Here is a 21,369-nt window from a genome sequence, read left to right as displayed (position 1 = left end):
CGAACGGTCGCAGGTTAATCCACGCCCACCGGGATTGCGCCGCTCTCAAGGCTTGCGCAATCCTGGTGGGCGCGGGTTTACCCGCGAATAAAGGATGGATGCACGGTCTGCCTCAGCACTCGACAAACGCCACGGCCAGCCCACCGCGGGAGGTTTCCTTGTAGTTGGCATGCATGTCAGCGCCGGTGTCGCGCAGGGTGCGGATCACCCGGTCCAGGGAGATGAAGTGCTCGCCGTCGCCACGCAGGGCCATCTGTACCGCATTGATCGCCTTGACTGCGGCAATGGCGTTGCGCTCGATGCACGGCACCTGGACCAACCCTCCGACCGGGTCGCAGGTCAGCCCCAGGTTGTGCTCCAGGGCAATTTCGGCGGCGTTCTCCAATTGCGCGGGCGTAGCACCCAGCACCTCGGCCAGGCCCGCGGCCGCCATGGAGCAGGCCGAGCCGACCTCGCCCTGGCAGCCGACTTCCGCGCCGGAAATCGACGCGTTCTTCTTGCACAGGATGCCCACCGCCGCGGCCGCCAGCAGGAACGCGACCACATCGTCATCGCAGGCGCCGGGGTTGAACTTCATGTAGTAGTGCAGTACCGCCGGAATGATCCCCGCCGCGCCGTTGGTGGGCGCGGTGACCATGCGCCCGCCCGCGGCGTTTTCTTCGTTGACCGCCAGGGCATACAGGTTCACCCACTCCATGGCGCTCAAGGTCGAGCCGATGACATTGGGCTTGCCCAGCTCCTGCAGGCTGCGGTGCAGCTTGGCGGCACGGCGCTTGACCTGCAGGCCGCCCGGCAGAATGCCTTCGTTGCGCAGGCCGTTGTTCACGCAGTCGCCCATGGCCGCCCAGATCTTCAGCAGCCCCTGCCGGACTTCGGCCTCAGGGCGCCAGGCACACTCGTTGGCCATCATCAGTTGGCCAACGCTGAGCTGGTGGGCCTTGCACAGGGCCAGCAGCTCAGCCGCGCTGTTGAACTCATAGGGCAGTTTGACCGGGTCGGTATCGCCCTGGGGCGCATCGATTTCGGCCTGCTCGACGATGAAGCCACCGCCGACGGAGTAATAGGTCTGGGAGAACAGGCTGCCCTGTTCGGTGAACGCCTCCAGGCTCATGGCATTGGGGTGGTAAGGCAGGCTCTCGTCGAGCAGCAGCAGGTCGCGGGCATACTCGAACGCTACCGGACGGCTGCCATCGAGTATCAGGCACTGCTCCTGCATCACCTGTGCGATGCGCGGCTCGATGCTCTGCGGATCGATACGATCTGGCCATTGGCCCATCAGCCCGAGCAGGCAGGCGCGGTCAGTGGCATGACCGACGCCGGTCGCCGACAGCGATCCATACAGCCGCACCTCGACCCGCGTCACCTGCGTCAGCACACCCCGTTCGCGAAGCACCTGGGCGAAGGTCGCCGCGGCGCGCATCGGACCCACGGTGTGGGAGCTGGACGGGCCAATGCCAATTTTGAAGAGGTCGAAAACACTGATAGCCATGCTAATACCTGGGCGTGACGGGCCATTTAGCCGTCGACCGCCCCTCCGATAAAATTGAACGAGACTGCGATATTGCGTGATACTGACTCGTCCGTCGGGTAATGACCAACGAAAGTTCCTAAGCAAGGCTTTAGCAAGGCTAAACGATGAAGCGACAACTCAATGGCCAGACGTTCGTCTGGCTGCATGTGTTCTCCTGCGCGGCACGGCATCTGTCGTTCACCCGCTGCGCGCAGGAGTTGCACATCACTCCCGGTGCCGTGAGCCAACAGATGCGTCAACTGGAAGAACGCCTGGGCTATCGGTTGTTCCTGCGTCGGGCTCGAGGCGTGGAGCTGAGCGCTGAAGGCCAGCGCCTGGCGCAGACCGTGGCCGAGGCCTATGGCAGCATCGAGGCCGAACTGCTGCGCCTGGACGCCGGCGAAATCCGCGGCACCCTACGCCTGCGTTCGATCCCCTCGTTCCTGGCCAAATGGCTCACCCCTCGCCTGCCCCGCTTCCAGCAGCGCTACCCGGACATCGAATTGCGCCTGGTGGCCGAGGACAGCAACCAAGCCCTGAACCCAGAGGATTTCGACCTGGCCATCGACCTCAACGATGGCAGCTATCCCGGCATGCTCTCGACCCCCCTGCTCGATGAGCAGATCTTTCCGGTCTGCTCCCCCGCCCTGCTGCGCGGCCGCCCGCCGCTGCATGGCCCGGCGGACCTGGTGCACTACCCGTTGCTGCATGACATCACCGCCTGGCGCGGCAGCTCGGAATATGCCGAATGGGAGTTCTACCTCGAAGGCATCGGCGCCGGGAGCCTGGATGTGCGCCGTGGGCACACCTTCAATCGCAACCACTTGACCATCGAAGCCGCCATCGCCGGCGTCGGCGTGGCCATTGCCCGGCGCACCCTGCTCAACGACGAGCTGGAGCGTGGCGCACTGATCGTGCCCTTCGGTGTGCCGATCGCCAACCACAAGCGCTACATGCTCCATTACCCGCCTGGCGGGCTGAGCCAGCCAGGCGCACGCGCCGTGCATGACTGGCTGGTTGAAGAAGCCGAGGGGTTCCGCGCCCTGCACCCTTTGCTGAGCTAGCCTGCCACTCGTCAAACATCCTGAACCCTCGCCAGGGCTTGCCGGTCGCACATCAAGAGTGATCGGCACACGTCGCGCAAAACCACCCTGAGCGAAGGAAGGCACCGTGAGCGATATCCGTATCGGTATTTCCGGCTGGCGCTATGGCCCATGGCGCAAGGACTTCTACCCCAAAGGCCTACGTCAGGACGACGAACTGGCGTTCGCCTCGCGTGCGGTCAACAGCATCGAGATCAATGGCTCGTTCTATGCCCTGCAAACGCCCGAGCGTTATTGCAACTGGCGCGACCAGACACCTGAGGACTTCATCTTTTCGGTCAAGGCGCCGCGCTACATCACCCATGTACGCAGGCTCAAGGAGATCGAAGAGCCGCTGGCCAACTTCTTCGCATCAGGCCCTCTGCTGCTGGGCGACAAGCTCGGCCCGGTGCTTTGGCAGTTTCCTCCCAGCATGAAGTACGACGAATCACGCTTTGCCGCGTTTTTCCAGCAACTGCCCCACGACCGCGCCGCTGCCCGTGCCTATGCCCAACACTGCGCCGAACGCCTGCGCGACAACGGCGGCACCGACATCGACGGCAATGCCCCGCTGCGCCACGCGGTGGAGATCCGTCACCGGAGTTTTCTCTGCGAAGGGTTCGTCCAATTGCTGCGCGCCCACAACGTGGCGCTGGTGGTGGCCGATAGCGCCGGCAAGTGGCCCTACGTCGAGGATGTCACCGCCGATTTCGTCTACCTGCGCCTGCACGGGGATGTGGAGCTCTACAGCAGCGGCTATACCGCCCGAGCCTTGCGGCGCTGGAAGACACGCATCCTGGCCTGGAGCCAGGGTGGCCAGCCCGACGACGCCGAGCTGATCGTCCAGCGCGCGCCGCGCAAGCGGGCCTCGCGGGATATCTACTGCTATTTCGACAATGACCAGAAAGTCCATGCCCCCTACGATGCCCGGCGCTTGCTGGAAAAGCTCGGCCTTGCCGGTGAGCTGGTGACCGAGCCTGGGGTGGAACCGGAGGTCGAACTGTGAACAAGACCCTGCCTGCTCCGCGCTGCATCATCGACAAGGTCACTGCCGTGCGCCAGCTGAACGTGCTGACGATCAACGTGCACAAAGGCTTTACCCTGTTCAACCGGCGCTTCATCCTGCCCGAACTGCGCGAGGCGGTGCGTGCCACAGGTGCCGACCTGGTGTTTCTCCAGGAAGTCCACGGCAGTCATCAGCACCACGCCGAGCGACACCCCGCCTGGCCGGTGACGCCGCAATATGAATTCCTCGCCGACAGCATGTGGCCGCAGTTCGCCTATGGCCGCAACGCGGTCTACCCCCACGGCGACCACGGCAACGCGTTGTTGTCCAAATTCCCCATTACCCGCTACCACAACCTCGACGTCTCCATTGCCGGCAACGAACAACGCGGCCTATTGCACTGCCAGCTGGAAGTGACCGGGCACGAAGAGGTGCATGCAGTGTGCGTGCACCTGGGGCTGCGCGAGGCCCATCGGCAGAACCAGGTACGCCTGCTGCTGGAGCTGCTCGACAGCCTGCCGCCTGATGCCCCGGTGATCGTCGCCGGGGATTTCAACGACTGGCGGCGCAAGGCCGATGCACTGCTCTCGCAGCGCCTGGTGGAGGCGTTCGGTACACCTGCCCGCAGCTTCCCGGCGCGCCTGCCATTGCTGCGCCTGGACCGCATCTACTTGCGCAACGCCACCTCATGCAAAGCCCAGGTACTGTCCAAGTACCCGTGGTCGCATCTCTCCGACCACGCCCCCCTTACCGCGCAGATCAGCCTATGAACCGGCCTTGGGTGGATGGCAATCAGGTCGAGCTGCTGATCAATGGCGAGGCCTACTATGAGCGGGTGTTCCAGGCCATGGCCCAGGCCCGGGAAGAGATCCTGCTGGAGACCTTCATCATCTACGACGACAAGGTCGGCCAACGGCTTCAGCAAGTGCTGATCGATGCCGCCCGGCGCGGCGTTCGCGTAGAAGTCGCGGCCGATGGCTACGGCACGGCCGATCTGCCGGATGCCTTCATCTCGGCGATGACCGAAGCCGGTATCCGCTTCCACGCCTTCGACCCACAGCCGCGCCTGGCGGGCATGCGCACCAATCTGTTCCGCCGGCTGCACCGCAAGATCGTCGTGATCGACGGTGAGCGGGCGTTCATCGGCGGCATCAACTACAGCGCCGATCACCTGGGCGACTTCGGCCCCATGGCCAAACAGGACTACGCCGTGGAAGTCACAGGCCCGGTGGTCTCCCAGGTGCATGCGTCGAGCCGTCGGCTGCTGTCTCCGGTGCTGGAGCCGCCGAGCCAGGTGCGGCCGGTCACCGACCCCAGCGGTCCGGCCAGCGCCGTGCTGGTGGAGCGCGACAATGGCCGCCACCGCAACGACATCGAGGCCTATTACCTCGAAGGTTTTCGTCTGGCGCGTCAGCGCATCGTGGTGGCCAATGCTTATTTCTTCCCCGGTTACCGCTTGATGCGCGAGCTGCGCAATGCCGCCCGGCGTGGCGTCGAGGTCAGGCTGATCCTCCAGGGCCAGCCTGACATGCGTTGGGTCCGGGCCTTGTCACGCCTGCTGTACAACTACCTGCTGCGCGACGGCGTGAAGATCCACGAGTACTGCCAGCGCCCGCTGCATGGCAAGGTCGCGCTGGTCGACGACCAGTGGGCCACGGTGGGTTCGAGCAACCTCGATCCGCTGAGCCTGTCGTTCAACTTGGAAGCGAACCTGCTGATCCGCGACCGCGCCTTCAACCAACGGCTTTACCAGCACCTTGACGAACTGGCCCATCAGCACTGCAAGGCGGTGACGCTGGAGCGCATGGTGCGGGGCTATTGGTGGCGGGCACCGCTGATCTTCCTGTGTTTCCACGTGATCCGGCGTTTCCCGAAGATCGCCGGCTGGTTCCCTGCCCACCGCCAGGAACTGCAATCGCTGACGCCGGGCGCGCAGGACCCAGGCACCTATCACGAGGGCAACACCTGATGGAACGCAAAGCCTGGCACATCTGGGGCAAACGCCTGCTGACAGTGTTGTTTGTCCTGCTGATACCGGTGCTGCTCTACAGCCTTGCGCGCAACCTGGACTGGAACGACGTGCGTCAGTCGCTTCTGGCCTACAAACCTGGCACCTTGGCCGTGGGGCTGGTGCTGGCGTTCACCAGCTACCTGGCGTTCGCCAGCTATGACCTGCTGGGCCGCGCCTACACCGGCCACCACCTGCCGGCGCGCCAAGTGTTGCCGGTGGCGTTCGTGTGCTACGCCTTCAACCTCAATTTCACCACCTGGGTGGGCGGCGTGGCGCTGCGCTATCGGCTGTACAGCCGGTTGGGCCTGGACACACCGACCATTACCCGAATCCTCACCCTGGGCCTGTTGACCAACTGGGTCGGCTACATGCTGCTGGCCGGCAGCGTGTTCGCCCTGCGCCTGGTCAAGCTCCCGGAAAACTGGGCGGTAGGCGCCACCGGGCTACAACTGATCGGCATCGCCTTGCTGGCTCTGGCGCTGGGCTACTTGCTGGCCTGCGGCTTCGCCAAACGCCGCACTTGGAGCCTGCGCGGCCACGAGCTGACCCTGCCCTCCCTGCGCCTGGCGCTGTGCCAAGTGGCCTTGGGCATGAGCAACTGGGCGTTGATGGCGGCGCTGATTTACTGGCTGCTACCCCATGACCTGTTCTATCCATCGATCCTTGGCATTCTGTTGATCAGTTGCGTGGCAGGGGTGGTCGCGCACATTCCCGCCGGGCTCGGTGTGCTGGAGGCGGTGTTCCTCGCGCTGCTGCATGGCCAGCTCAGCCAAGGCAGCCTGGTGGCCGCACTGCTGGGCTATCGCACCCTTTACTACCTGATGCCCTTGCTGCTGGCATTGGTCATCTACCTGGTACTGGAAAAACGCGCCAAGACCCTGCGCCAGCGTGGCAAGGCTGCGTTGCGCAAGACCTGACGAAGGCCCCCGGGGCCGGGAGGTGTCCGATGCGTTTTCCCTTTGTGCTGTTGATCCTCGCCAGCCTGGCCAGCACCCAGGCACTGGCAGAGGCCTGCGACGTGCTCACCCGATCCTCCAGCGAAGCGGTACAGCCGGTGACGCGGCACACCTGCTACAGCTACAGCAACATGCCCGCCGAAGCCATCGTCTGGTCGTGCAGCAACGAGAGCAAGGACATGCTCAGTACCCAGAAGCACACCGTGCCTCGCTGCGCCGATGGCAGTGTCGGCAGTTGCATCGCGCCGCTGACCCAAGAGTCGCTGGCCAACCCCAACGCTGCTGGGCGCGACCAGCCCTCGACCCGTCCGGCCCTGCCCAAGGACGCCCGGGTGATCACCTACTACTACGACACACCGAGCCTAGGTCAGGCACACGCCGACTGCGAACGCCATAACGGGATCTGGCAAACCCATTGACCGTCGGTCGAAACCGAGGAACGACGCGGCCTGGCGCGGGTTCAGCCGTAGTAATCGACAACGATTTCCAACACCCGGGAGATAACCGCCATGCCGCGTGGAGACAAAGACAAATACACCGACAAACAGAAACGCAAGGCCGAGCACATCGAGGAAAGCTACGAAGCCAAGGGCGAGTCCAAGGACGAAGCCGAGTCTCGCGCCTGGGCCACGGTCAACAAACAGTCAGGCGGTGGCGAGCGCAAAGGCGGCTCGGGCCAGAAGAAAAGCCCGCAGGCCAAACAAAAGTCCCGCGAGTCCTCGGCCAAGCGCGCCGCTGCGACGCGCCGTGGCGTGCCTCGGCCTGGGCAGCAGTTGGAAGACATGACCAAGACCGAACTGATGGAGCGGGCGCGCAAACAACACATCGCCGGGCGCTCGAGCATGCGCAAGGCTGAGCTGATCGACGCGTTGCGCCAGGCGGCCTGAGCAAGGGGCCGCCTGGCGGCCCCCATAACGGTCAAGGCGAGATCGGATCGCTGGCCGGGAAGGTTTCGTCCAGCGCGTTATCCACGTTGCTTTCCTTGGGCTGGACCATCTGGGCACAGTTGCAATCGGCCATGCGGCACGGCTCACCATTGCGGTGGCCGGTGGCGCAGGCTTCGCAGCAGTAGGCTTTGTCATCCTGCAGGATCGCATTGGCATCCACGGTGCAGGAACAATGATTACAGGCACAACGTTGCTCGGTCATGGTCAGCTCCTTTCATCATCTTCATCGGTCGGCGAAACCTCGTCGGTCCACGGCTCGCCATCCAGGGGCGCGGAGCGGGCCAGTTCAGCCTCGTCCAGGCCAATGCCACCGCCAATCTCGTGCTCCTCCACCCTGCGCAGGGTCTTGTCTGACGGGCCGCCGACACCGGGTTCGCGCGGGTCACGGGCGCCGGTCTGGTCATAGAGGGTGTCCGGGCTCAGGTCGTCGAGGGTGACGTTGTCTTCATGCAGGCTGTCGCTAAGGGCTTCGCCGCCGGTCATGCCGCTTTCGGCCACGCGTTCTGGTGGGTACTCCTGGGCGACTTCCTGGGCCGGGCGCTCGTCCCCCGCGCGGCCTTCGCGCTCGTCTTGGCGGTCGCTGAAATCCAGCTCACGCACACTGTCCATCCGGTCCTCGGTATCGTCGATTTCAACCGGGGGCCTGGTTTTCGGATCATCTGGCTGGGGCATCTGGGCTCTCCGTCAGGTGGGTTCATGCGGTCGACTGCCAGCGCCGGGCAATGATTCAGAGTTTCTGCCCGGCGGCGCAGACGCGGTAAAAAATCTGAACTCTCAAGCGCGACGCTCCCTCCCACCTCTAGAGACCCGCGAACCCTCCGGAGCCCGCCATGGCCAAGCCCCTGCAGGAGTACCAGCGCAAGCGCGACTTCAACGCCACGCCCGAGCCGGCCGGCACCCAACGCGGAGGCCGGCCGGCGCATGCCTTGCAGTACTGCATCCAGAAACACGACGCCAGCCACCTGCATTACGACTTTCGCCTGGAGCTGGACGGCACCCTCAAGAGCTGGGCCATCCCCAAGGGCCCCTCGCTGGACCCCAAGGTCCGTCGCCTGGCCATCCATGTGGAGGACCACCCGCTCGACTACGCCGATTTCGAAGGTCATATCCCCGAAGGGCACTACGGGGCCGGCGATGTGATCGTCTGGGACCGAGGTGTCTGGGAGCCGGAGGGTGATCCTCGCAGTGCCTATGCCAAGGGTAAGCTGCGTTTTCGCCTGCAAGGCGAGAAGCTCGCCGGGGTCTGGAACCTGTTCCGCACCCACCTGGCCGGCAAGAAGGAGCAGTGGATGCTGGTCAAGTCCGACGATGACCAGGCCCGCAGCGAAAGCGAATACAGCATCGTCGAAGCCCAGCCCGACAGCGTGCTGAGCGAGCGCACATTGCTGCCGCGCCGGGCCAAGGTCCCAGCAATGCCTACCAAGCGCGCGGCCAGCCCCCGATCACGGCCTGCCAGCGCCAAGAACGCCGCGTTGCCCGACCATCTGCAACCACAACTGGCGACCCTGGTGGACGCTCCACCGGCCGGTGACTGGCACTACGAGGTCAAGTTCGACGGCTACCGCATTCTCGCCCGTATCGAGGGGGCGGACGTGCGCCTGTTCACCCGCAATGGCCACGACTGGAGCGCGAAGATGCCGCACCAGGTGCAGGCCCTGCGCGATCTAAAGCTCAAGTCCGCCTGGCTCGACGGCGAGGTAGTGGTGGCTGGCGAAAACGGCCTGGCCGACTTCCAGGCCCTGCAGAACGCCTTCGATACCGAGCATGACGAGCGCATCACCTATTACGTGTTCGACCTGCCCTTTCTCGGCGGCCAGGACCTGCGCCAAGTGCCGTTGCAGGATCGACGCGAGACCTTGCGGCAATTGCTGGAGGGCCGTGAGTCGGAGCAGGTCAAGTATTCGGCCGACTTCGACCAGCCCGTCGACTCGCTGCTCGACAGGGCCTGTCGCCTGGAGCTAGAAGGCCTGATCGGCAAGCGCGCCGACAGCCCCTATAGCGGTCGGCGCAGCAGCGACTGGATCAAGCTCAAGTGCAAACAACGCCAGGAGTTCGTGATCGTCGGCTATACCGAACCCAAGGGCAGTCGCAACGGCTTTGGCGCCCTGCTCCTGGCCCTGCATGACAACGACAGCGGCCAGCTGCGTTACGCCGGCAAGGTCGGCACCGGGTTCAGCACTACCACGCTGGACAGCATCCACGCCCGGCTCAAGCCGCTGGAGGTGGACAAGCCCGCCCTGGTCAAGCCGCCGGCCGGCGCCGAGGCCCGCGGGGTGCACTGGCTCAAGCCCCAACTGCTGGCCGAGGTCGCCTATGCCCAGATGACCCGTGACGGCGTGGTGCGCCACTCGGTGTTCCATGGCCTGCGCGACGACAAGCCCGCCACCGCCATCGATCTGGAGCGCGCCATGCCCAAGACCCGCGTCGCCAAGCCCTCGCCCCAGCCCATGCTCGGTGACCTGCGCCTGACCCATCCGGACCGGGTGATCGACGCCAGCAGCGGCGTGACCAAGCGCCAGGTCGCCGAGTACTACGCCCAGGTGGCGCCGTGGATCCTGCCGCAGCTCAAGGATCGCCCCGTGGCTTTGGTGCGGGCTCCAGATGGGTTGAGCGGCGAGCTGTTTTTCCAGAAAAACGCCGGGCAACTGCACATTCCAGACGTGGTGAGCTACAGCAAAGCCCAGGCCGGCCAGGCGGCGATGATCCTCAACAGTGCCGAAAGCCTGTTGGGTGCGGTGCAGATGAACATGCTCGAACTGCACACCTGGAACGGCACCGACAAGGACTTCGACAAACCCGATCGCTTCGTCCTCGACCTGGACCCAGACCCGGCGCTGCCTTGGAAGGCCATGCTGGAAGCCACGCAACTGACCCTCACCTTGCTCGACGAGCTGGGCCTGAACGTGTTTCTCAAGACCAGCGGCAGCAAAGGCATGCACCTGGTGGTGCCGCTGACGCGCCGCGCAGGCTGGGATGAGGTGAAAGACTTCAGCCACGCCATCGTCCAATACCTGGCCCGGCTCTTCCCCGAGCGCCTGAGTGCGGTGTCCGGCCCCAAGAATCGTGTCGGGCGCATCTTCATCGACTACCTGCGCAACGGCAAAGGCGCGACCACGGTCTGCGCTTACTCCCTGCGCGCCCGTGAGGGCCTGCCAGTGTCGGTGCCGATCTGGCGCGAGGAGCTACCCCAACTCAAGGGCGCCAACCAATGGCACATCGGCAACCTGGCCGAGCGTCTGGCCGAAGTCGACGACCCTTGGGCGGATCTTGCCAAGACACGCCAGTCGATCACCGCGCGCATGCGCAAACAGATGGGCCTGAACTGATGGCGGTGCTGCTCGACCAACTGCAATGGCCTGCCATGCTGCTGACCGTGCTGGCTGCCTGGTGCATCGGCTCCCGCCAGCCACGTCGACGCCGGGTGGGCTTCTGCTGCTTCATCAGCAGCAACGTACTGTGGGTGATCTGGGGTTGGCAGGTACAGGCCTGGGCCTTGGTCGTGCTGCAGTTCTGCCTGTGCGCCATGAACCTGCGCGGCTGGAAGAAGAACACCATAGGGGAGCCGAGCGCATGAGCATCATCCAGGACTTCGACCTGACCCACCTCGACCGCCTGCTGCGCACGTTCACCGAACGCCCCCAGGCGTTGAACCTCGATACCCAGTTGCCTGAGCTGATGCAGGCCTTGCAGGCCGATCATCTCGACCTGCTGCCCCTGCCCGGTCAAGGACACACCCTGCAGCGCTGGCAGACCCTCGCCCGCATTGCCGGCTGCGACCTGGCCCTGGCCAAGCTCTACGAAGGGCACACCGATGCCCTGGCGATCCTCGCCGAATGTGCTGCGCCGCACCTGGTGGGCGACGGCGTCTGGGGCGTATGGGCCGCCGAACCGCCGGATGCCCAGGCCCGCATCCTCGCCCGTCATGGCGATCACGTACGACTGGGTGGACGCAAAGCCTGGTGCTCCGGGGCGTTGCAGATCGACCGGGCACTGATCACGGCCTGGGGCGATGACGGCCAACCCCAGTTGGTGGCGATCGAACTGGCCCATCCCAACCAGCGTATCCAGGTGGAACAATGGCAAGCCGTGGGCATGGCAACCACCACCAGCGTGGAGATCAGCTTCGACGATGCACCGGGGATTGCCGTGGGCCGCCCCGGGCAATACCTCCGGCGCCCTGGGTTCTGGCACGGCGGCGCGGGGATCGCCGCCTGCTGGTACGGCGCAGCCGAGGCCTTGGCCGATTACCTGCGCGAGCATTGCCGCAAGCCGACACCGGACGCCCACGCCCAGGCGCACCTGGGCGCGGTGGATGCCGCGCTGTACGGCGCTCGTGCTGCGCTGCGCGAATGTGCCGGTTGGATCGACCGGCAGCCCACCGCCGACGCGAGCTTCGAAGTGCGCCGCACCCGCGCCCAGGTCGAGCACGCGGTCGAGCAGATCATCCACCATGTAGGCCGGGCGTTGGGTGCCACCCCCTTTTGCCGCAGCAGCCACTTCGCCCGGCTGAGCGCCGACCTGCCGGTGTACCTGCGCCAGAGCCATGCCGAGCGGGACCTGGCGGCGCTCGGGCAACAACTGGCCCAGATGCCGGCGGGGGCGTGGCAGCTATGACCGACGACCCGATCAGCAGCAGTAGCGGTACCCCGTGGAGCCAGTGGCAACAGGCCGCGCACCTGGCCCGGGCCACGTGGATCACCCCCGACCAACTGTGCCCATCCGGTCGGCGCCTGGTACTGGTGGCCCCTCACCCGGACGACGAAATCCTCATGGCCGGTGGCCTGCTCGCAGGTTTCGCCGGGCGCGAGCACGACTTGCTGTTGGTCTCCGTCACCGACGGCGAGGCCAGTCACCCCGGCTCCAGCCAGTGGACCGAGCATCGCCTGCGCCGGCAACGACCGCTGGAAAGCCGTCAGGCGCTGCAGCTGCTGGGCCTTGATCTTGCGCAGCTGGACTGGCAGCGCCTACACCTGAAGGACGGTGCAGTGCCCCGCGACGAAGCCTTTCTGGTCAATTACCTTGGCCAACTGCTCAAGGCCGACGACCTGCTGCTGACGACCTGGCGCGGCGATGGCCATGCCGATCACGAAGCGGTCGGTCGCGCCGCCGCCCAGGCCTGCAAGGCCCGCAAGGTACAACTGGCCGAAGTGCCGGTCTGGGCGTGGCATTGGGCCCGCGCGGACGATCCTAGCCTGCCTTGGCCACGGGCGCACCGCATCGCACTGGATGAAACCCGCCTGGCCCGCAAGCGCCAGGCGCTGTCCGCGTACCTGAGCCAACTGCAGCCTGACGGCGAACGAGCGCCAGTATTGAAGCCCACCTTGCTGGAGTGCCTTTTGCAGCCTTTCGAACTGGTTCTGCTTTGAATGCAAACGGAGTCGCCATGAGCCTCGAAGCGCAGTATTTCGCCAACCTGTACGCCACCAGCGACGACCCTTGGGCCTTCCGCACCCGCTGGTACGAGCGGCGCAAGCGCGAGCTGGTGCTCGCCAGCCTGCCGCAACAGTGCTATCGGCGCATCTTCGAGCCCGCCTGCGCAAACGGCGAGTTGAGCATTCTACTGGCCGAGCGCTGCGCCACGCTCCTGTGCCAGGACATCGACGCCACGGCCGTGGGCCTTGCCCGCGAACGCCTGGTTGCTGCCACCCACGTTCAGGTCGAACAAGGCCGCTTGCCGGGCGATTGGCCCGGCGGCCAGTTCGACCTGATCGTCCTGAGCGAGATCGGCTATTACCTGGACCCGACCGACTGGCTGCAGGTGATCGAACAGTCGGTGGCCAGCCTCAGCCATGACGGCGGCTTGCTCGCCTGCCACTGGCGCCACCCGATCGTCGGCTGCCCTCAGGAGGGTCGCGAAGTGCACGAGCTGATCGCCCGGCACCTGCCGCTGTACCCGGTGCTGCGTCATGAAGAGGCGGATTTTCTGCTTGAGTACTGGTCGTGCCAGCCCAGTGTGGTGGACCTGGACGAGACCTGCCCATGATCGGCGTGGTCATCCCCGCCCACAACGAGGCCCGGCACCTGGGGCATTGCCTGCGCGCGGTGAAACGCGCCGCCCTGGAGGCCGAACGCGCGGGCCGGACGGTGCAGGTACTGGTGGTGCTCGACCGTTGCAACGACGCCAGTGCCGCGATTGCCGTCCGCCATGGCGTAGCGACCCTGGCGGTGGATGCGGGCAATGTCGGCATCGCCCGCCGCACAGGCGCGGCATGGATGCTCGAGCGTGGCGCGCAATGGCTGGCCTTCACCGACGCCGACAGCCGGGTACCGGCGCACTGGCTACTGTCTCAACTGCAATTCGCAGCCGATGCAGTGTGCGGCACCGTGCACATCGAGCGCTGGCAGCCATGGCAAAGCGCTGCGTTGCGCCAGCGTTACCGCAGCCGCTACGAAGCCAGGGATGGCCACCGGCATATCCATGGCGCCAACCTGGGTGTGTGTGCCCAGGCTTATGAGCGTGCTGGCGGGTTCGCGCCATTGCCCGCCCATGAGGATGTACACCTGGTGCGGGCGCTGGAGGCCAGCGGCGCGCAGATCGTCTGGACGGCCCGACATAGCGTGGCCACCAGCAGCCGACGCGATAGCAGGGCCCGGGAAGGGTTTGGGGATTACCTGGCGAGCCTGGAGGGTTCGGTTACAGGATGACCATTGCAGGCCTCGCCACGAAGGTGCGCGAACTCAACTGTCGTGGGCGCTGGCGTAGCCTACGATGGACCGCGCTGCGGCCCCGTTCAGGAGGCCTTGCGCGAACGCCTGGCCGGCTTTTTCTCCGGCGCGGCTTTCTTGCCACCACCGAGGCTGCGCTTGAGCAGTTCGGTAAGGTCGACGATATCCGCGCCCTTCTGCGTCGTCGCCCCCTCGCCTTTTTCCACCACGCTGATCTTGCCCTTGGCCGCCTTTTCCTCGACCAGGTCCAGGATGGTCTGGCGAAACGCATCGTGATAGTCCTCAGGCGTCCAGGGCCCGCTCATGTCTTCGACCAGGCGCTTGGCCATGTCCAGCTCGCGCTTGTCGACCTTGGCATCGGTGACGCTTTTGTCCAGTTCCAAGGTCTCCAGGCCACGGACCTCTTCAGGCCAGCGCAAGGTAATCATCACCAGTGCCTCGTCTAGCGGCCGCAGCAGTGCCAGGTGCTGACGGGTATGCAGCACCACGGTGGCCAAGGCCACTTTGCCGGTGCTCTCCAGGGTCTCGCGCAACAGGGCGTAGACCTTACCGCCGCGCCGGTCGGGGCTCAGGTAGTACGGGGTGTCGAAGTGTTGCAACGGGATGTCGGCGGCATCGACGAACGAGAAGATGTCGATGGTCTGGGTCGCCTCGGGACGGGCGTTACGGATTTCCTCCTCGCTGATGACCACATAACGGCCTTTTTCGTACTCCACGCCCTTGACGATGTGTTCCTTGTCGATTTCCTTGCCGGTGACCTTGTTCACGCGCTTGTAGCCCACCGGCTCCATGCTGCGTTTGTCCAGCCAGTCGAAGTCGACGCGTTCGGTGCGTACCGCCGTGTTGAGGCTGACCGGGATGTGCACCAGACCGAAACTGATCGCGCCTTTCCAGATTGCCCGGGCCATGGCTTAGCTCCTAGGTTCCAGGTTCAAACGGTTGCCCGGGCCGGCAGTAGCGCAACGCGCCACAGCGCTCGCAGCATTGGCACTGCAGCCCGGGGAATTCACAGGTCAGGACGGCGCCCCACTGGCAGCCGCGCAACAGGCAGATGAAGCTCATCAGCCACCTCCTTGGCCCTAAGCACCTACTGGGCCCTTACTTTCAAGGACTGCACGGCGCCGGGAAGGTTTACTCGCACCGGTTCATGGCAGCGGGTTGCCGCCGGTGACACCGAACACCTCACCTGTGATGTAGCTCGACTCCTGGGACGCCAGCAGCACATACAGCGGCGCGCACTCCGCTGGCTGGCCGGGGCGCTTCATCGGGGTCTGCGAGCCGAACTCTGGGATTTTCTCCGGGGGCTGGCCACCGCTGGGTTGCAACACGGTCCAGATCGGCCCCGGAGCCACGGCATTGACCCGGATGCCGCGCTCGATCACCTGCTTGGCCAGAGCCTTGGTGAAGGCCACGATGGCGGCCTTGGTGGTGGCGTAGTCCAGCAAGGTGGCCGACGGCTGGTAGGACTGGATCGAGGCGGTATTGATGATGGTCGCGCCGGCCGGCATCAAAGGCACCGCTGCCTGGCACAGCCAGAACAGCGCATAGACGTTGGTCTTGAGCGTGTGATCGAACTGCTCGTGGCTGATCTGGCTGATGTCCTTGCGCGCCTCTTGCTTGCCGGCGACGTTGACCAGGATGTCCAGGCCGCCCAACTGCTCGTGGGCTTGGTCGACCAGGTCACCGCAGAAACGTTGGTCTTTCAGATCGCCCGGCAGAGCGATGGCCTTGCGCCCTTCGGCCTCGATCAGCGTGATCACTTCGCGCGCGTCGGCCTGCTCGATGGGCATGTAGTTGAGTGCGATGTCAGCCCCCTCGCGGGCAAAGGCGATCGCCACGGCGCGGCCGATCCCAGAGTCGGCACCGGTGATCAGCGCCTTGCGTCCGGCCAGGCGGCCGAAGCCTTTGTAGGTGTCCTCGCCGTGGTCGGGCTTGGGCTGCATGTTCGCATCCAGCCCCGGTGGGGCCTGGGTCTGGTCGGGAAATGGCGGATGCGGATACTGAGTCAGCGGGTTCTGCATGCTGAACTGGTCGCGGGGTCTGTTGGGCATGGTGCGCTCCTTACTAGGCCAATCGATGGGTCGCTACAGCTTTCGAGGCAGCGTCAGGATCGAAGGTTTGTTCGGCCCGTCATACGCACCGACGGGTGGTAAGGCGCAACGGTCTGAACCATTTGCCCGAGGCCGACGTCCATCGCAAAAGGCTCCAACGAGGCAACCCCGATGCGCGAAGACCCTGTACAGCACGTACTGGATTACCTGAAGCGACATGCCCTGGTATTGACCACCGCCGAATCCTGCACCGCCGGGCGCATGGTCGCCTTGTTGGCGGAACACCCCGGCGTGGGCGAGTCGCTGGAAAGCGGCTACGTGGTCTATTCACCCAAGGCCAAGCAACGGCTGCTCGGGGTGAGCCCGGTGACCATCGAACGCTACGGCCTGACCAGTGAGGCCGTGGCCTGGGAAATGGCCCTCGGCGCGCTCAAGGACAGCACTGCCAATGTGGCCATCGCCACCACCGGCGTGGCCGGCCCGGAAGGCACCGACGGTATCGCGCCGGGCACCTTGTGCTTTGCTTGGGCGTTTCAGGATGAATCGATAGCCGTGTTCACCCGCAGCCAGCGCTTTTTCGGCGATCGCCCTGAAGTGCTGCGCCAGGGTGCACTGTATGGCCTGACGCGCTTGCTGCACTACCACGAACGCTGGCTGCGCGGCGAACGCGCCTGAGGGAAGTCCTGACCATGACCGAGGACGAGCAGCGCTCACGCCACCAGCCGATCGAGGAAAACATGGCCATGCAGCAGCGGGTCTGGCGCTTCGAGCGGGTCGGCTGGTACGTGTTGTCGCTGGTGATGCTGCTGGCCCTCGCGGGGCTGTTCGGCCGTGGCCCGTTGAGCCAGGGCCAGGCCAACAGCGCCGACGGGCGCGTGCAGGTGCAATACGCGCGCTTGAGCCGCAGCGGAGTGACGGAGCACCTGCTGATCACGGTACGTGGCCCGCACAACGGACAGGTACAGGTCCTGCTGGACGGAGCGCTGTTTCGCGAAGCGAGCCTCGAGACCCTGCAGCCCCAGCCGTTGCGCTCCCAGTCCGAGGGCCAAGGGCTTGCGCTACAGCTGGGGACCGGCACGGACGGCACTGCGAGCTTGTACCTGACCCTGCGCGCGGACACCCCTGGCAGCCTGGAAGGCCGTGTGAGCCTGGGGCCGGACAGCGTGGCGCGCTTTTCCAGTTTCATCTATCCGTAGGGGGCTGCCATGGACTCGATTCTGCGCGCCGCCGGCATGTACGTCGCCTTGATGCTGCTGTTTCGCATCGCCGGTCGCCGCTCCCTGAGCGACCTGACCACCTTCGATTTCGTCTTGTTGATGATCATCGGCGAAGCGACCCAGCAGGCCTTGTTGGGCGAAGACTTTTCCTTCATCAACGCCATGCTGGTGATCGCCACCTTGATCGTGCTGGACGTCGGGCTGTCGCTGGCCAAGCTCAATTCCAAGCGCCTGGCCCGGGTGCTGGACGGTCATGCCACGCTGGTGGTCGAGCACGGGCGCTTTTTGCATGGGCGAATGCGCAAGGCACGCCTGACCGAGGATGATGTCCTCGAGTCGGCGCGCGACAGCCAGGGTATCGAGACGGTCGAGCAGATCCGCTACGCCATTGTCGAACGCAACGGCAAGATCTCGATCATCAAAGAGCAATAAGCCAGATCTCTGGCGTTTGCTTAGCATCCGGCGTCTTCTTCGCAGGTTTACCCGCCAACGGGGTGCGAAGCGCTCTGCTGGGCGCCTTCTGCCAACACCTGATCGACCACCGCATGCAGGGCCTGGCGCACGTCGCGCCCGCCACTGCGAGCCTGCTCCAGGCAGTGGAGCTGGCGGTCGGCGCTGGTGCCTTCGCGCAGGATGCGCTGGGCCTGAAGCACTGCGCGCTGCGCATCCAGCGTGTCCGCCGGGAACTGCGCCAACAGCTGGGCCAGCCAGCCCTCGGCAGTCACCGGCGCCTGATCGTGGACACCAATGAACTGCCCGTGCCGACCATGGCGCTTGGCCCGCCAATAGTTTTCCTGGGTGATCCAGCGCACTTCGCGGTTGACCGGCGTGGCCTGGTAGTGATCCACCGCCAGGCCTTGTACCAGGTGACGGAACAGGCCAGCGATGCACAGCACATCCTCCAGCCGTGGGCACGCGTCGCAGATGCGCAGCTCCACCGTGGGAAACCGCCGCGACGGGCGAATCGCCCACCAGAAATCTCCTTCCTTTGCCAAAGCACCGGTGCGTTCCAGCAAGGCCCGGTAGCGCTGGTACGCCTCCCAGTCCGCCAATGGCTCCGGCAGCTCCATGTGCGGCCACTCGGCGCAGATCACCCGTCGATAGCTCATGAAACCTGTGGTCTGGCCGCCCCACAACGGCGATGAAGTGCTCAGCACCAGAAACAGCGGCAGCCAGTACAGCAAGCGGTTGATCAACTGAATCCGATCGCACCCGGGGGGCACGCCCACATGAACATGCAGCCCGGACAACAGACTGCGCCGGGCCACGTGCTGGTAGTCGTCGAATACTTGGCGATAGTGCGGCGTGGTCCGGGCGCGCTGGCGCAACCACTGGGCGCTGGGATGGCTGGCGGCGCAGTAAAGGCCAATACCTTCCTGGGCCAATGCCTCGCCAAGGCGCTGCCGGCTGTCGAGCAGAAAGCCCTGCGCCTCGTGCAGGTGGGTGAACACCGGAGAGGCGACTTCAATCTGGCTGCGAAACATCTCCTCGGCAAAATACTTGCCCATGACTTCTCGGCAGCGCCTGGCCACCGCCAGCGCAGGGGTGGCCAGCACCCGCGCGCTGCGTAGGTCCACCAGCTGGTATTCCTCCTCGATGCCAAAACTCAAAGGCCGCTGCACGCCCTTACCCATTGCGTGTCACGGTCAGGGCCACCGCCGCGATGCGTTCGACCCGTTCGTAGCCCGGTTCCAGCAATTGCTCGCCGAACACGTCCGGGTCCACTTCCCGGTATACCCAGCTCCACTGCGGCCCAGCCAGGCGCAGGCGGATGGCTTCGAGCAAGGCATCGCGCCCCTCGACGATCGCCACCCCCGTGTAAAGCAGCAAGGTGCCAGCGGGGCTCAGGCGTTCACACGCCTGCTCGACGATGCGCAAGGACAACTGCGCGCCCAGCGCCCCGCCGCCATGGCGATACACACGCTCGCTGGCATCGAGCATATAGGGCGGGTTGGCCACGATCAGGTCGAACGTGCCGCCGATGCCGTCGAGCAGGTCGCTCGGCTCCACCGAGAGGTTGCCCACACCGGCCAGCGCCGCGTTGATGGCGGTGTAGCGTAAGGCCAGCGGGTTGATGTCCACCGCACTGACCTGCGCATGCTGCGCGGCACGGGCGATGAGCAAGGCGCCGACGCCTGTGCCGCAACCGATGTCCACGGCATGTTGCACGGGTTTTGGGGTGCGCTGCAGGTGGTCATGGATGACCTGGGCGAAGCGGTAGCTGTCCGGGCCGAAGAACACCGCATCACTGGCGTCGGTGGGAAACGCCGAATGCACCAGCAGCAGATCGTCCAGGCTGGACCAGCGCACGGTGCTGCGCAGCAGATCGCCCTCGCCCACCAACACGTGGGCTGCCTGCAACTGCTGCAACTCATCGGCCGAAATCAGCCCAGGTGCAAATGGCCGGCTCCACCCGAAGACGTCGCGCAGCGTGCGGGCCCGCTCGTTGCCTTCACGGGCGTTGTTGCGGGCATGGGTTGCAGGGGTCACGCAGGTGAAGCGATAACCGTCCGCGCGCAGGCGTCGCCCCAGTTGCAGCAGGGCTTGATCGGCCTGGACCTGTTCCGGGTTCAGTTGCATCAGTAGGGCTCCTCCTGGGCAAGGCCAGTGGCCTGGATGTAGGCGCGGGTGGCGCGTAGCCCCTCGGGCGAGGCGTGACCATTGCCGGCCATGCGCGCGATCAGATCCTGCACCGGCGCCTGGTCGAGCGACGCGTCATCCGGGGCGAAGTCGAGCTGCCAACTGCCTGGCAGTACGCGACGTACACCGTTGCCCTCCCAATGCTGGGCGATCCAGTCGTGCCACAGTTGCTTCTCGTAGGCGCTGAACACCCCGAACATGGCCGCGTCAGGCCCCTCGATCAATCGCCACAGGCGGCTATTGGCCGGATCTTCACCGCGGCGCACCCAACCGTGCTGCTCGAACGCCTTGAGCAACCCCGGCATGGCGCCCGGAGCGCTCAGCCACTGGTTGAGGGTGCGCCCCTGCAGCCGGCAATGGTCTGAATGCATGCGTTGACCGAACAGGCGCTTGCGCTCCAGGGCAGCGAGCAGTTCGCCCTCCAGGTCGAAGCTGGCGATCAGGCTGGGCGTGTCGGTGACCAGGTCGTTCAGGCGATAGCCACGCCGGACGCGTCGGTAGAAGTCCTCGCCACCTGGTCCCGGCAAGAGTTGGCGTAGCGCATGGATCGCCTTGCGGGCATGGCCGCTGGCCGCGTTGTCGATGGTCACATGCAGCTGAAAATAGTGGCCGTCGATGCCCAGCTCCGCCAGTTCATGGGTGGTGATCAACAGGTGCAATGGGGGTTGCTCGTAGCCCAGGTTGTAGCCGATCACCTCAGGCAGGAAGGCATCGAAGTGCTGCCCCAAGGCCAATTGCAGGGCGCCCTGCAGATGGCGCGCCGAGGCCAGGGGCAACAGCTCCTGACAGCCCACGCGGCTGAGTAGCCGCTGGTAGATCAGCACGTGATTGCAGCGCGGGTCGCCCTCGCCAAGCTCTTCGAGGTAGGTGCGGATCAGGCCGTGGTAGCGCGGGTCATGCCAGTGATGCAGGACACCTTGCAACCAGGCACCATCCACCGCCTTGGTCGGGGCAACCTGTTGCAGGAACCACAAGGCCTGGGAACGATTGGCAAAGTACTGACGCGCCGCACCATGACGCCGTGCCTGCAGATACGGCGCGTACTGCTCGGCCACGCTGGCGGCACGGCAGGCGGACCAGTGATCCAGCTGCGCGGGAGAAGCAGGCAAATCGTCCGGCAGCGCGTCGGCACGTTCGAGTTGGTGTTCCAGCCACTGCTGGCCATCGGTGCATCGGCCCGCCAGCAAGGCCTGGTAGCGCCGTTCCAGGCTCTCGCTCGTGGCCGGGGCCAGCGTCGCGGGGACGGTGGTCTCGCAGGTCATCACCCTCATGCCTTACTCCTT

The 21,369-nt window shown here is 65.3% G+C and carries 25 protein-coding genes; 16 read left to right on the top strand and 9 right to left on the bottom strand.

Going from position 1 to position 21,369, the window contains the following annotated elements:
* Positions 1-112 precede the first annotated feature (112 nt).
* Entirely contained in the window at positions 113-1,489 is a 1,377-nt protein-coding gene (locus ABOA88_RS01270) for an L-serine ammonia-lyase (RefSeq protein WP_367850805.1), read from the bottom strand.
* 146 nt (positions 1,490-1,635) lie between these two features.
* Here ABOA88_RS01270 and ABOA88_RS01265 point away from each other — a divergent pair, with 146 nt between their 5' ends.
* The 7 genes from ABOA88_RS01265 to ABOA88_RS01235 all read left to right on the top strand — a co-directional run bounded on the left by ABOA88_RS01265 (position 1,636) and on the right by ABOA88_RS01235 (position 7,452).
* Positions 1,636-2,574 (top strand): LysR substrate-binding domain-containing protein, encoded by a 939-nt coding sequence (locus ABOA88_RS01265; protein WP_196168351.1) that lies wholly within the window; start codon positions 1,636-1,638, stop codon positions 2,572-2,574.
* Positions 2,575-2,680: 106 nt separating this feature from the next.
* On the top strand, positions 2,681-3,598 hold the full coding sequence (locus ABOA88_RS01260) for a DUF72 domain-containing protein (protein ID WP_367850804.1): 918 nt from the start codon (positions 2,681-2,683) through the stop codon (positions 3,596-3,598).
* Positions 3,595-4,368, top strand: a complete 774-nt coding sequence (locus tag ABOA88_RS01255; RefSeq protein ID WP_367850803.1) for an endonuclease/exonuclease/phosphatase family protein — start codon at positions 3,595-3,597, stop codon at positions 4,366-4,368. Before ABOA88_RS01260 ends, ABOA88_RS01255 begins: the two co-directional genes overlap by 4 nt.
* On the top strand, positions 4,365-5,567 hold the full coding sequence (gene clsB, locus ABOA88_RS01250) for a cardiolipin synthase ClsB (protein ID WP_196168348.1): 1,203 nt from the start codon (positions 4,365-4,367) through the stop codon (positions 5,565-5,567). The genes ABOA88_RS01255 and clsB overlap by 4 nt, the downstream gene beginning before the upstream one ends.
* Complete coding sequence (locus tag ABOA88_RS01245; protein ID WP_367850802.1) at positions 5,567-6,526, top strand: lysylphosphatidylglycerol synthase domain-containing protein; 960 nt, start codon at positions 5,567-5,569, stop codon at positions 6,524-6,526. Before clsB ends, ABOA88_RS01245 begins: the two co-directional genes overlap by 1 nt.
* 29 nt (positions 6,527-6,555) lie before the next feature.
* Positions 6,556-6,984 (top strand): hypothetical protein, encoded by a 429-nt coding sequence (locus ABOA88_RS01240; RefSeq protein ID WP_367850801.1) that lies wholly within the window; start codon positions 6,556-6,558, stop codon positions 6,982-6,984.
* Positions 6,985-7,074: 90 nt separating this feature from the next.
* The gene (locus tag ABOA88_RS01235) at positions 7,075-7,452 is read left to right on the top strand and encodes a Rho termination factor N-terminal domain-containing protein (RefSeq protein ID WP_367850800.1); all 378 of its coding nucleotides are present in this window, start codon (positions 7,075-7,077) and stop codon (positions 7,450-7,452) included.
* Positions 7,453-7,483: 31 nt separating this feature from the next.
* Here the strand turns inward: ABOA88_RS01235 and ABOA88_RS01230 are convergent, their stop codons facing one another.
* Together ABOA88_RS01230 and ABOA88_RS01225 are read right to left on the bottom strand one after the other, a co-directional pair.
* The gene (locus tag ABOA88_RS01230) at positions 7,484-7,714 is read right to left on the bottom strand and encodes a metallothionein (protein WP_367850799.1); all 231 of its coding nucleotides are present in this window, start codon (positions 7,712-7,714) and stop codon (positions 7,484-7,486) included.
* Between the two features lie 2 nt (positions 7,715-7,716).
* Positions 7,717-8,184, bottom strand: a complete 468-nt coding sequence (locus tag ABOA88_RS01225; protein WP_367850798.1) for a phosphotransferase system, HPr-related protein — start codon at positions 8,182-8,184, stop codon at positions 7,717-7,719.
* 158 nt (positions 8,185-8,342) lie between these two features.
* Here ABOA88_RS01225 and ligD point away from each other — a divergent pair, with 158 nt between their 5' ends.
* The 6 genes from ligD to ABOA88_RS01195 are packed head-to-tail and all read left to right on the top strand — an operon-like array spanning position 8,343 to position 14,157.
* Positions 8,343-10,838: a DNA ligase D gene (gene ligD / locus ABOA88_RS01220; RefSeq protein WP_367850797.1), complete on the top strand. Its 2,496-nt coding sequence runs from the start codon at positions 8,343-8,345 to the stop codon at positions 10,836-10,838.
* Entirely contained in the window at positions 10,838-11,086 is a 249-nt protein-coding gene (locus ABOA88_RS01215) for a hypothetical protein (protein WP_196168341.1), read from the top strand. The genes ligD and ABOA88_RS01215 overlap by 1 nt, the downstream gene beginning before the upstream one ends.
* Entirely contained in the window at positions 11,083-12,126 is a 1,044-nt protein-coding gene (locus tag ABOA88_RS01210; protein WP_196168340.1) for an acyl-CoA dehydrogenase, read from the top strand. The genes ABOA88_RS01215 and ABOA88_RS01210 overlap by 4 nt, the downstream gene beginning before the upstream one ends.
* Complete coding sequence (locus tag ABOA88_RS01205; RefSeq protein ID WP_367850796.1) at positions 12,123-12,878, top strand: PIG-L deacetylase family protein; 756 nt, start codon at positions 12,123-12,125, stop codon at positions 12,876-12,878. Before ABOA88_RS01210 ends, ABOA88_RS01205 begins: the two co-directional genes overlap by 4 nt.
* 17 nt (positions 12,879-12,895) lie before the next feature.
* On the top strand, positions 12,896-13,495 hold the full coding sequence (locus ABOA88_RS01200) for a class I SAM-dependent methyltransferase (protein ID WP_367850795.1): 600 nt from the start codon (positions 12,896-12,898) through the stop codon (positions 13,493-13,495).
* Positions 13,492-14,157, top strand: a complete 666-nt coding sequence (locus tag ABOA88_RS01195; protein ID WP_367850794.1) for a glycosyltransferase — start codon at positions 13,492-13,494, stop codon at positions 14,155-14,157. The genes ABOA88_RS01200 and ABOA88_RS01195 overlap by 4 nt, the downstream gene beginning before the upstream one ends.
* 86 nt (positions 14,158-14,243) lie before the next feature.
* On the opposite strand, the gene ku is transcribed toward ABOA88_RS01195, so the two are convergent.
* From ku to ABOA88_RS01180, 3 genes are all read right to left on the bottom strand, one after another.
* A complete protein-coding gene (gene ku / locus ABOA88_RS01190) occupies positions 14,244-15,086 on the bottom strand; it encodes a non-homologous end joining protein Ku (RefSeq protein ID WP_367850793.1) in 843 nt (280 codons plus the stop codon).
* A gap of 10 nt (positions 15,087-15,096) precedes the next feature.
* On the bottom strand, positions 15,097-15,240 hold the full coding sequence (locus tag ABOA88_RS01185) for a PSPA7_2676 family Cys-rich small protein (protein ID WP_279614947.1): 144 nt from the start codon (positions 15,238-15,240) through the stop codon (positions 15,097-15,099).
* Between the two features lie 83 nt (positions 15,241-15,323).
* Positions 15,324-16,229, bottom strand: coding sequence for an SDR family oxidoreductase (locus ABOA88_RS01180; protein WP_196168336.1), 906 nt, complete (start codon positions 16,227-16,229; stop codon positions 15,324-15,326).
* A 171-nt stretch (positions 16,230-16,400) separates the two neighbouring features.
* Here ABOA88_RS01180 and ABOA88_RS01175 point away from each other — a divergent pair, with 171 nt between their 5' ends.
* Genes ABOA88_RS01175 through ABOA88_RS01165 form a run of 3 tightly spaced genes read left to right on the top strand, consistent with a single transcriptional unit; the run spans position 16,401 to position 17,878 of the window.
* Positions 16,401-16,904 carry a CinA family protein gene (locus tag ABOA88_RS01175; protein ID WP_367850792.1) on the top strand — a complete coding sequence of 168 codons (504 nt, stop codon included), beginning with the start codon at positions 16,401-16,403 and terminating at the stop codon, positions 16,902-16,904.
* Positions 16,905-16,918: 14 nt separating this feature from the next.
* On the top strand, positions 16,919-17,425 hold the full coding sequence (locus tag ABOA88_RS01170) for a hypothetical protein (protein ID WP_367850791.1): 507 nt from the start codon (positions 16,919-16,921) through the stop codon (positions 17,423-17,425).
* A gap of 9 nt (positions 17,426-17,434) precedes the next feature.
* Complete coding sequence (locus ABOA88_RS01165; RefSeq protein ID WP_367850790.1) at positions 17,435-17,878, top strand: DUF421 domain-containing protein; 444 nt, start codon at positions 17,435-17,437, stop codon at positions 17,876-17,878.
* A 47-nt stretch (positions 17,879-17,925) separates the two neighbouring features.
* On the opposite strand, the gene ABOA88_RS01160 is transcribed toward ABOA88_RS01165, so the two are convergent.
* From ABOA88_RS01160 to ABOA88_RS01150, 3 genes are read right to left on the bottom strand one after another with little or no spacing between them, the layout of a single operon-like run.
* Positions 17,926-19,068, bottom strand: coding sequence for a carboxylate-amine ligase (locus ABOA88_RS01160; RefSeq protein WP_367850914.1), 1,143 nt, complete (start codon positions 19,066-19,068; stop codon positions 17,926-17,928).
* A gap of 4 nt (positions 19,069-19,072) precedes the next feature.
* A complete protein-coding gene (locus tag ABOA88_RS01155) occupies positions 19,073-20,026 on the bottom strand; it encodes a methyltransferase (protein WP_367850789.1) in 954 nt (317 codons plus the stop codon).
* Positions 20,026-21,357, bottom strand: coding sequence for an iron-containing redox enzyme family protein (locus ABOA88_RS01150; RefSeq protein ID WP_437437073.1), 1,332 nt, complete (start codon positions 21,355-21,357; stop codon positions 20,026-20,028). The genes ABOA88_RS01155 and ABOA88_RS01150 overlap by 1 nt, the downstream gene beginning before the upstream one ends.
* Positions 21,358-21,369: the final 12 nt, after the last annotated feature.

Origin of the sequence: Pseudomonas sp. PKS (assembly GCF_051913525.1) — a bacterium.
Lineage (GTDB): Bacteria > Pseudomonadota > Gammaproteobacteria > Pseudomonadales > Pseudomonadaceae > Aquipseudomonas > Aquipseudomonas guariconensis_D.
The sequence above is the reverse complement of the archived record's forward strand: the minus strand, read 5'-3'. Positions and strand labels throughout refer to the sequence as shown.

Excerpts from the sequence above, each read along its gene's own strand:
- ABOA88_RS01270 (WP_367850805.1), bottom strand. The coding sequence starts at position 1,489 with ATGGCTATCAGTGTTTTCGACCTCTTCAAAATTGGCATTGGCCCGTCC.
- ABOA88_RS01265 (WP_196168351.1), top strand. The coding sequence starts at position 1,636 with ATGAAGCGACAACTCAATGGCCAGACGTTCGTCTGGCTGCATGTGTTC.
- clsB (WP_196168348.1), top strand. The coding sequence starts at position 4,365 with ATGAACCGGCCTTGGGTGGATGGCAATCAGGTCGAGCTGCTGATCAAT.
- ABOA88_RS01245 (WP_367850802.1), top strand. The coding sequence starts at position 5,567 with ATGGAACGCAAAGCCTGGCACATCTGGGGCAAACGCCTGCTGACAGTG.
- ABOA88_RS01240 (WP_367850801.1), top strand. The coding sequence starts at position 6,556 with ATGCGTTTTCCCTTTGTGCTGTTGATCCTCGCCAGCCTGGCCAGCACC.
- ABOA88_RS01235 (WP_367850800.1), top strand. The coding sequence starts at position 7,075 with ATGCCGCGTGGAGACAAAGACAAATACACCGACAAACAGAAACGCAAG.
- ABOA88_RS01230 (WP_367850799.1), bottom strand. The coding sequence starts at position 7,714 with ATGACCGAGCAACGTTGTGCCTGTAATCATTGTTCCTGCACCGTGGAT.
- ABOA88_RS01225 (WP_367850798.1), bottom strand. The coding sequence starts at position 8,184 with ATGCCCCAGCCAGATGATCCGAAAACCAGGCCCCCGGTTGAAATCGAC.
- ligD (WP_367850797.1), top strand. The coding sequence starts at position 8,343 with ATGGCCAAGCCCCTGCAGGAGTACCAGCGCAAGCGCGACTTCAACGCC.
- ABOA88_RS01215 (WP_196168341.1), top strand. The coding sequence starts at position 10,838 with ATGGCGGTGCTGCTCGACCAACTGCAATGGCCTGCCATGCTGCTGACC.
- ABOA88_RS01210 (WP_196168340.1), top strand. The coding sequence starts at position 11,083 with ATGAGCATCATCCAGGACTTCGACCTGACCCACCTCGACCGCCTGCTG.
- ABOA88_RS01205 (WP_367850796.1), top strand. The coding sequence starts at position 12,123 with ATGACCGACGACCCGATCAGCAGCAGTAGCGGTACCCCGTGGAGCCAG.
- ABOA88_RS01200 (WP_367850795.1), top strand. The coding sequence starts at position 12,896 with ATGAGCCTCGAAGCGCAGTATTTCGCCAACCTGTACGCCACCAGCGAC.
- ABOA88_RS01195 (WP_367850794.1), top strand. The coding sequence starts at position 13,492 with ATGATCGGCGTGGTCATCCCCGCCCACAACGAGGCCCGGCACCTGGGG.
- ku (WP_367850793.1), bottom strand. The coding sequence starts at position 15,086 with ATGGCCCGGGCAATCTGGAAAGGCGCGATCAGTTTCGGTCTGGTGCAC.
- ABOA88_RS01185 (WP_279614947.1), bottom strand. The coding sequence starts at position 15,240 with ATGAGCTTCATCTGCCTGTTGCGCGGCTGCCAGTGGGGCGCCGTCCTG.
- ABOA88_RS01180 (WP_196168336.1), bottom strand. The coding sequence starts at position 16,229 with ATGCCCAACAGACCCCGCGACCAGTTCAGCATGCAGAACCCGCTGACT.
- ABOA88_RS01175 (WP_367850792.1), top strand. The coding sequence starts at position 16,401 with ATGCGCGAAGACCCTGTACAGCACGTACTGGATTACCTGAAGCGACAT.
- ABOA88_RS01170 (WP_367850791.1), top strand. The coding sequence starts at position 16,919 with ATGACCGAGGACGAGCAGCGCTCACGCCACCAGCCGATCGAGGAAAAC.
- ABOA88_RS01165 (WP_367850790.1), top strand. The coding sequence starts at position 17,435 with ATGGACTCGATTCTGCGCGCCGCCGGCATGTACGTCGCCTTGATGCTG.
- ABOA88_RS01155 (WP_367850789.1), bottom strand. The coding sequence starts at position 20,026 with ATGCAACTGAACCCGGAACAGGTCCAGGCCGATCAAGCCCTGCTGCAA.
- ABOA88_RS01150 (WP_437437073.1), bottom strand. The coding sequence starts at position 21,357 with ATGAGGGTGATGACCTGCGAGACCACCGTCCCCGCGACGCTGGCCCCG.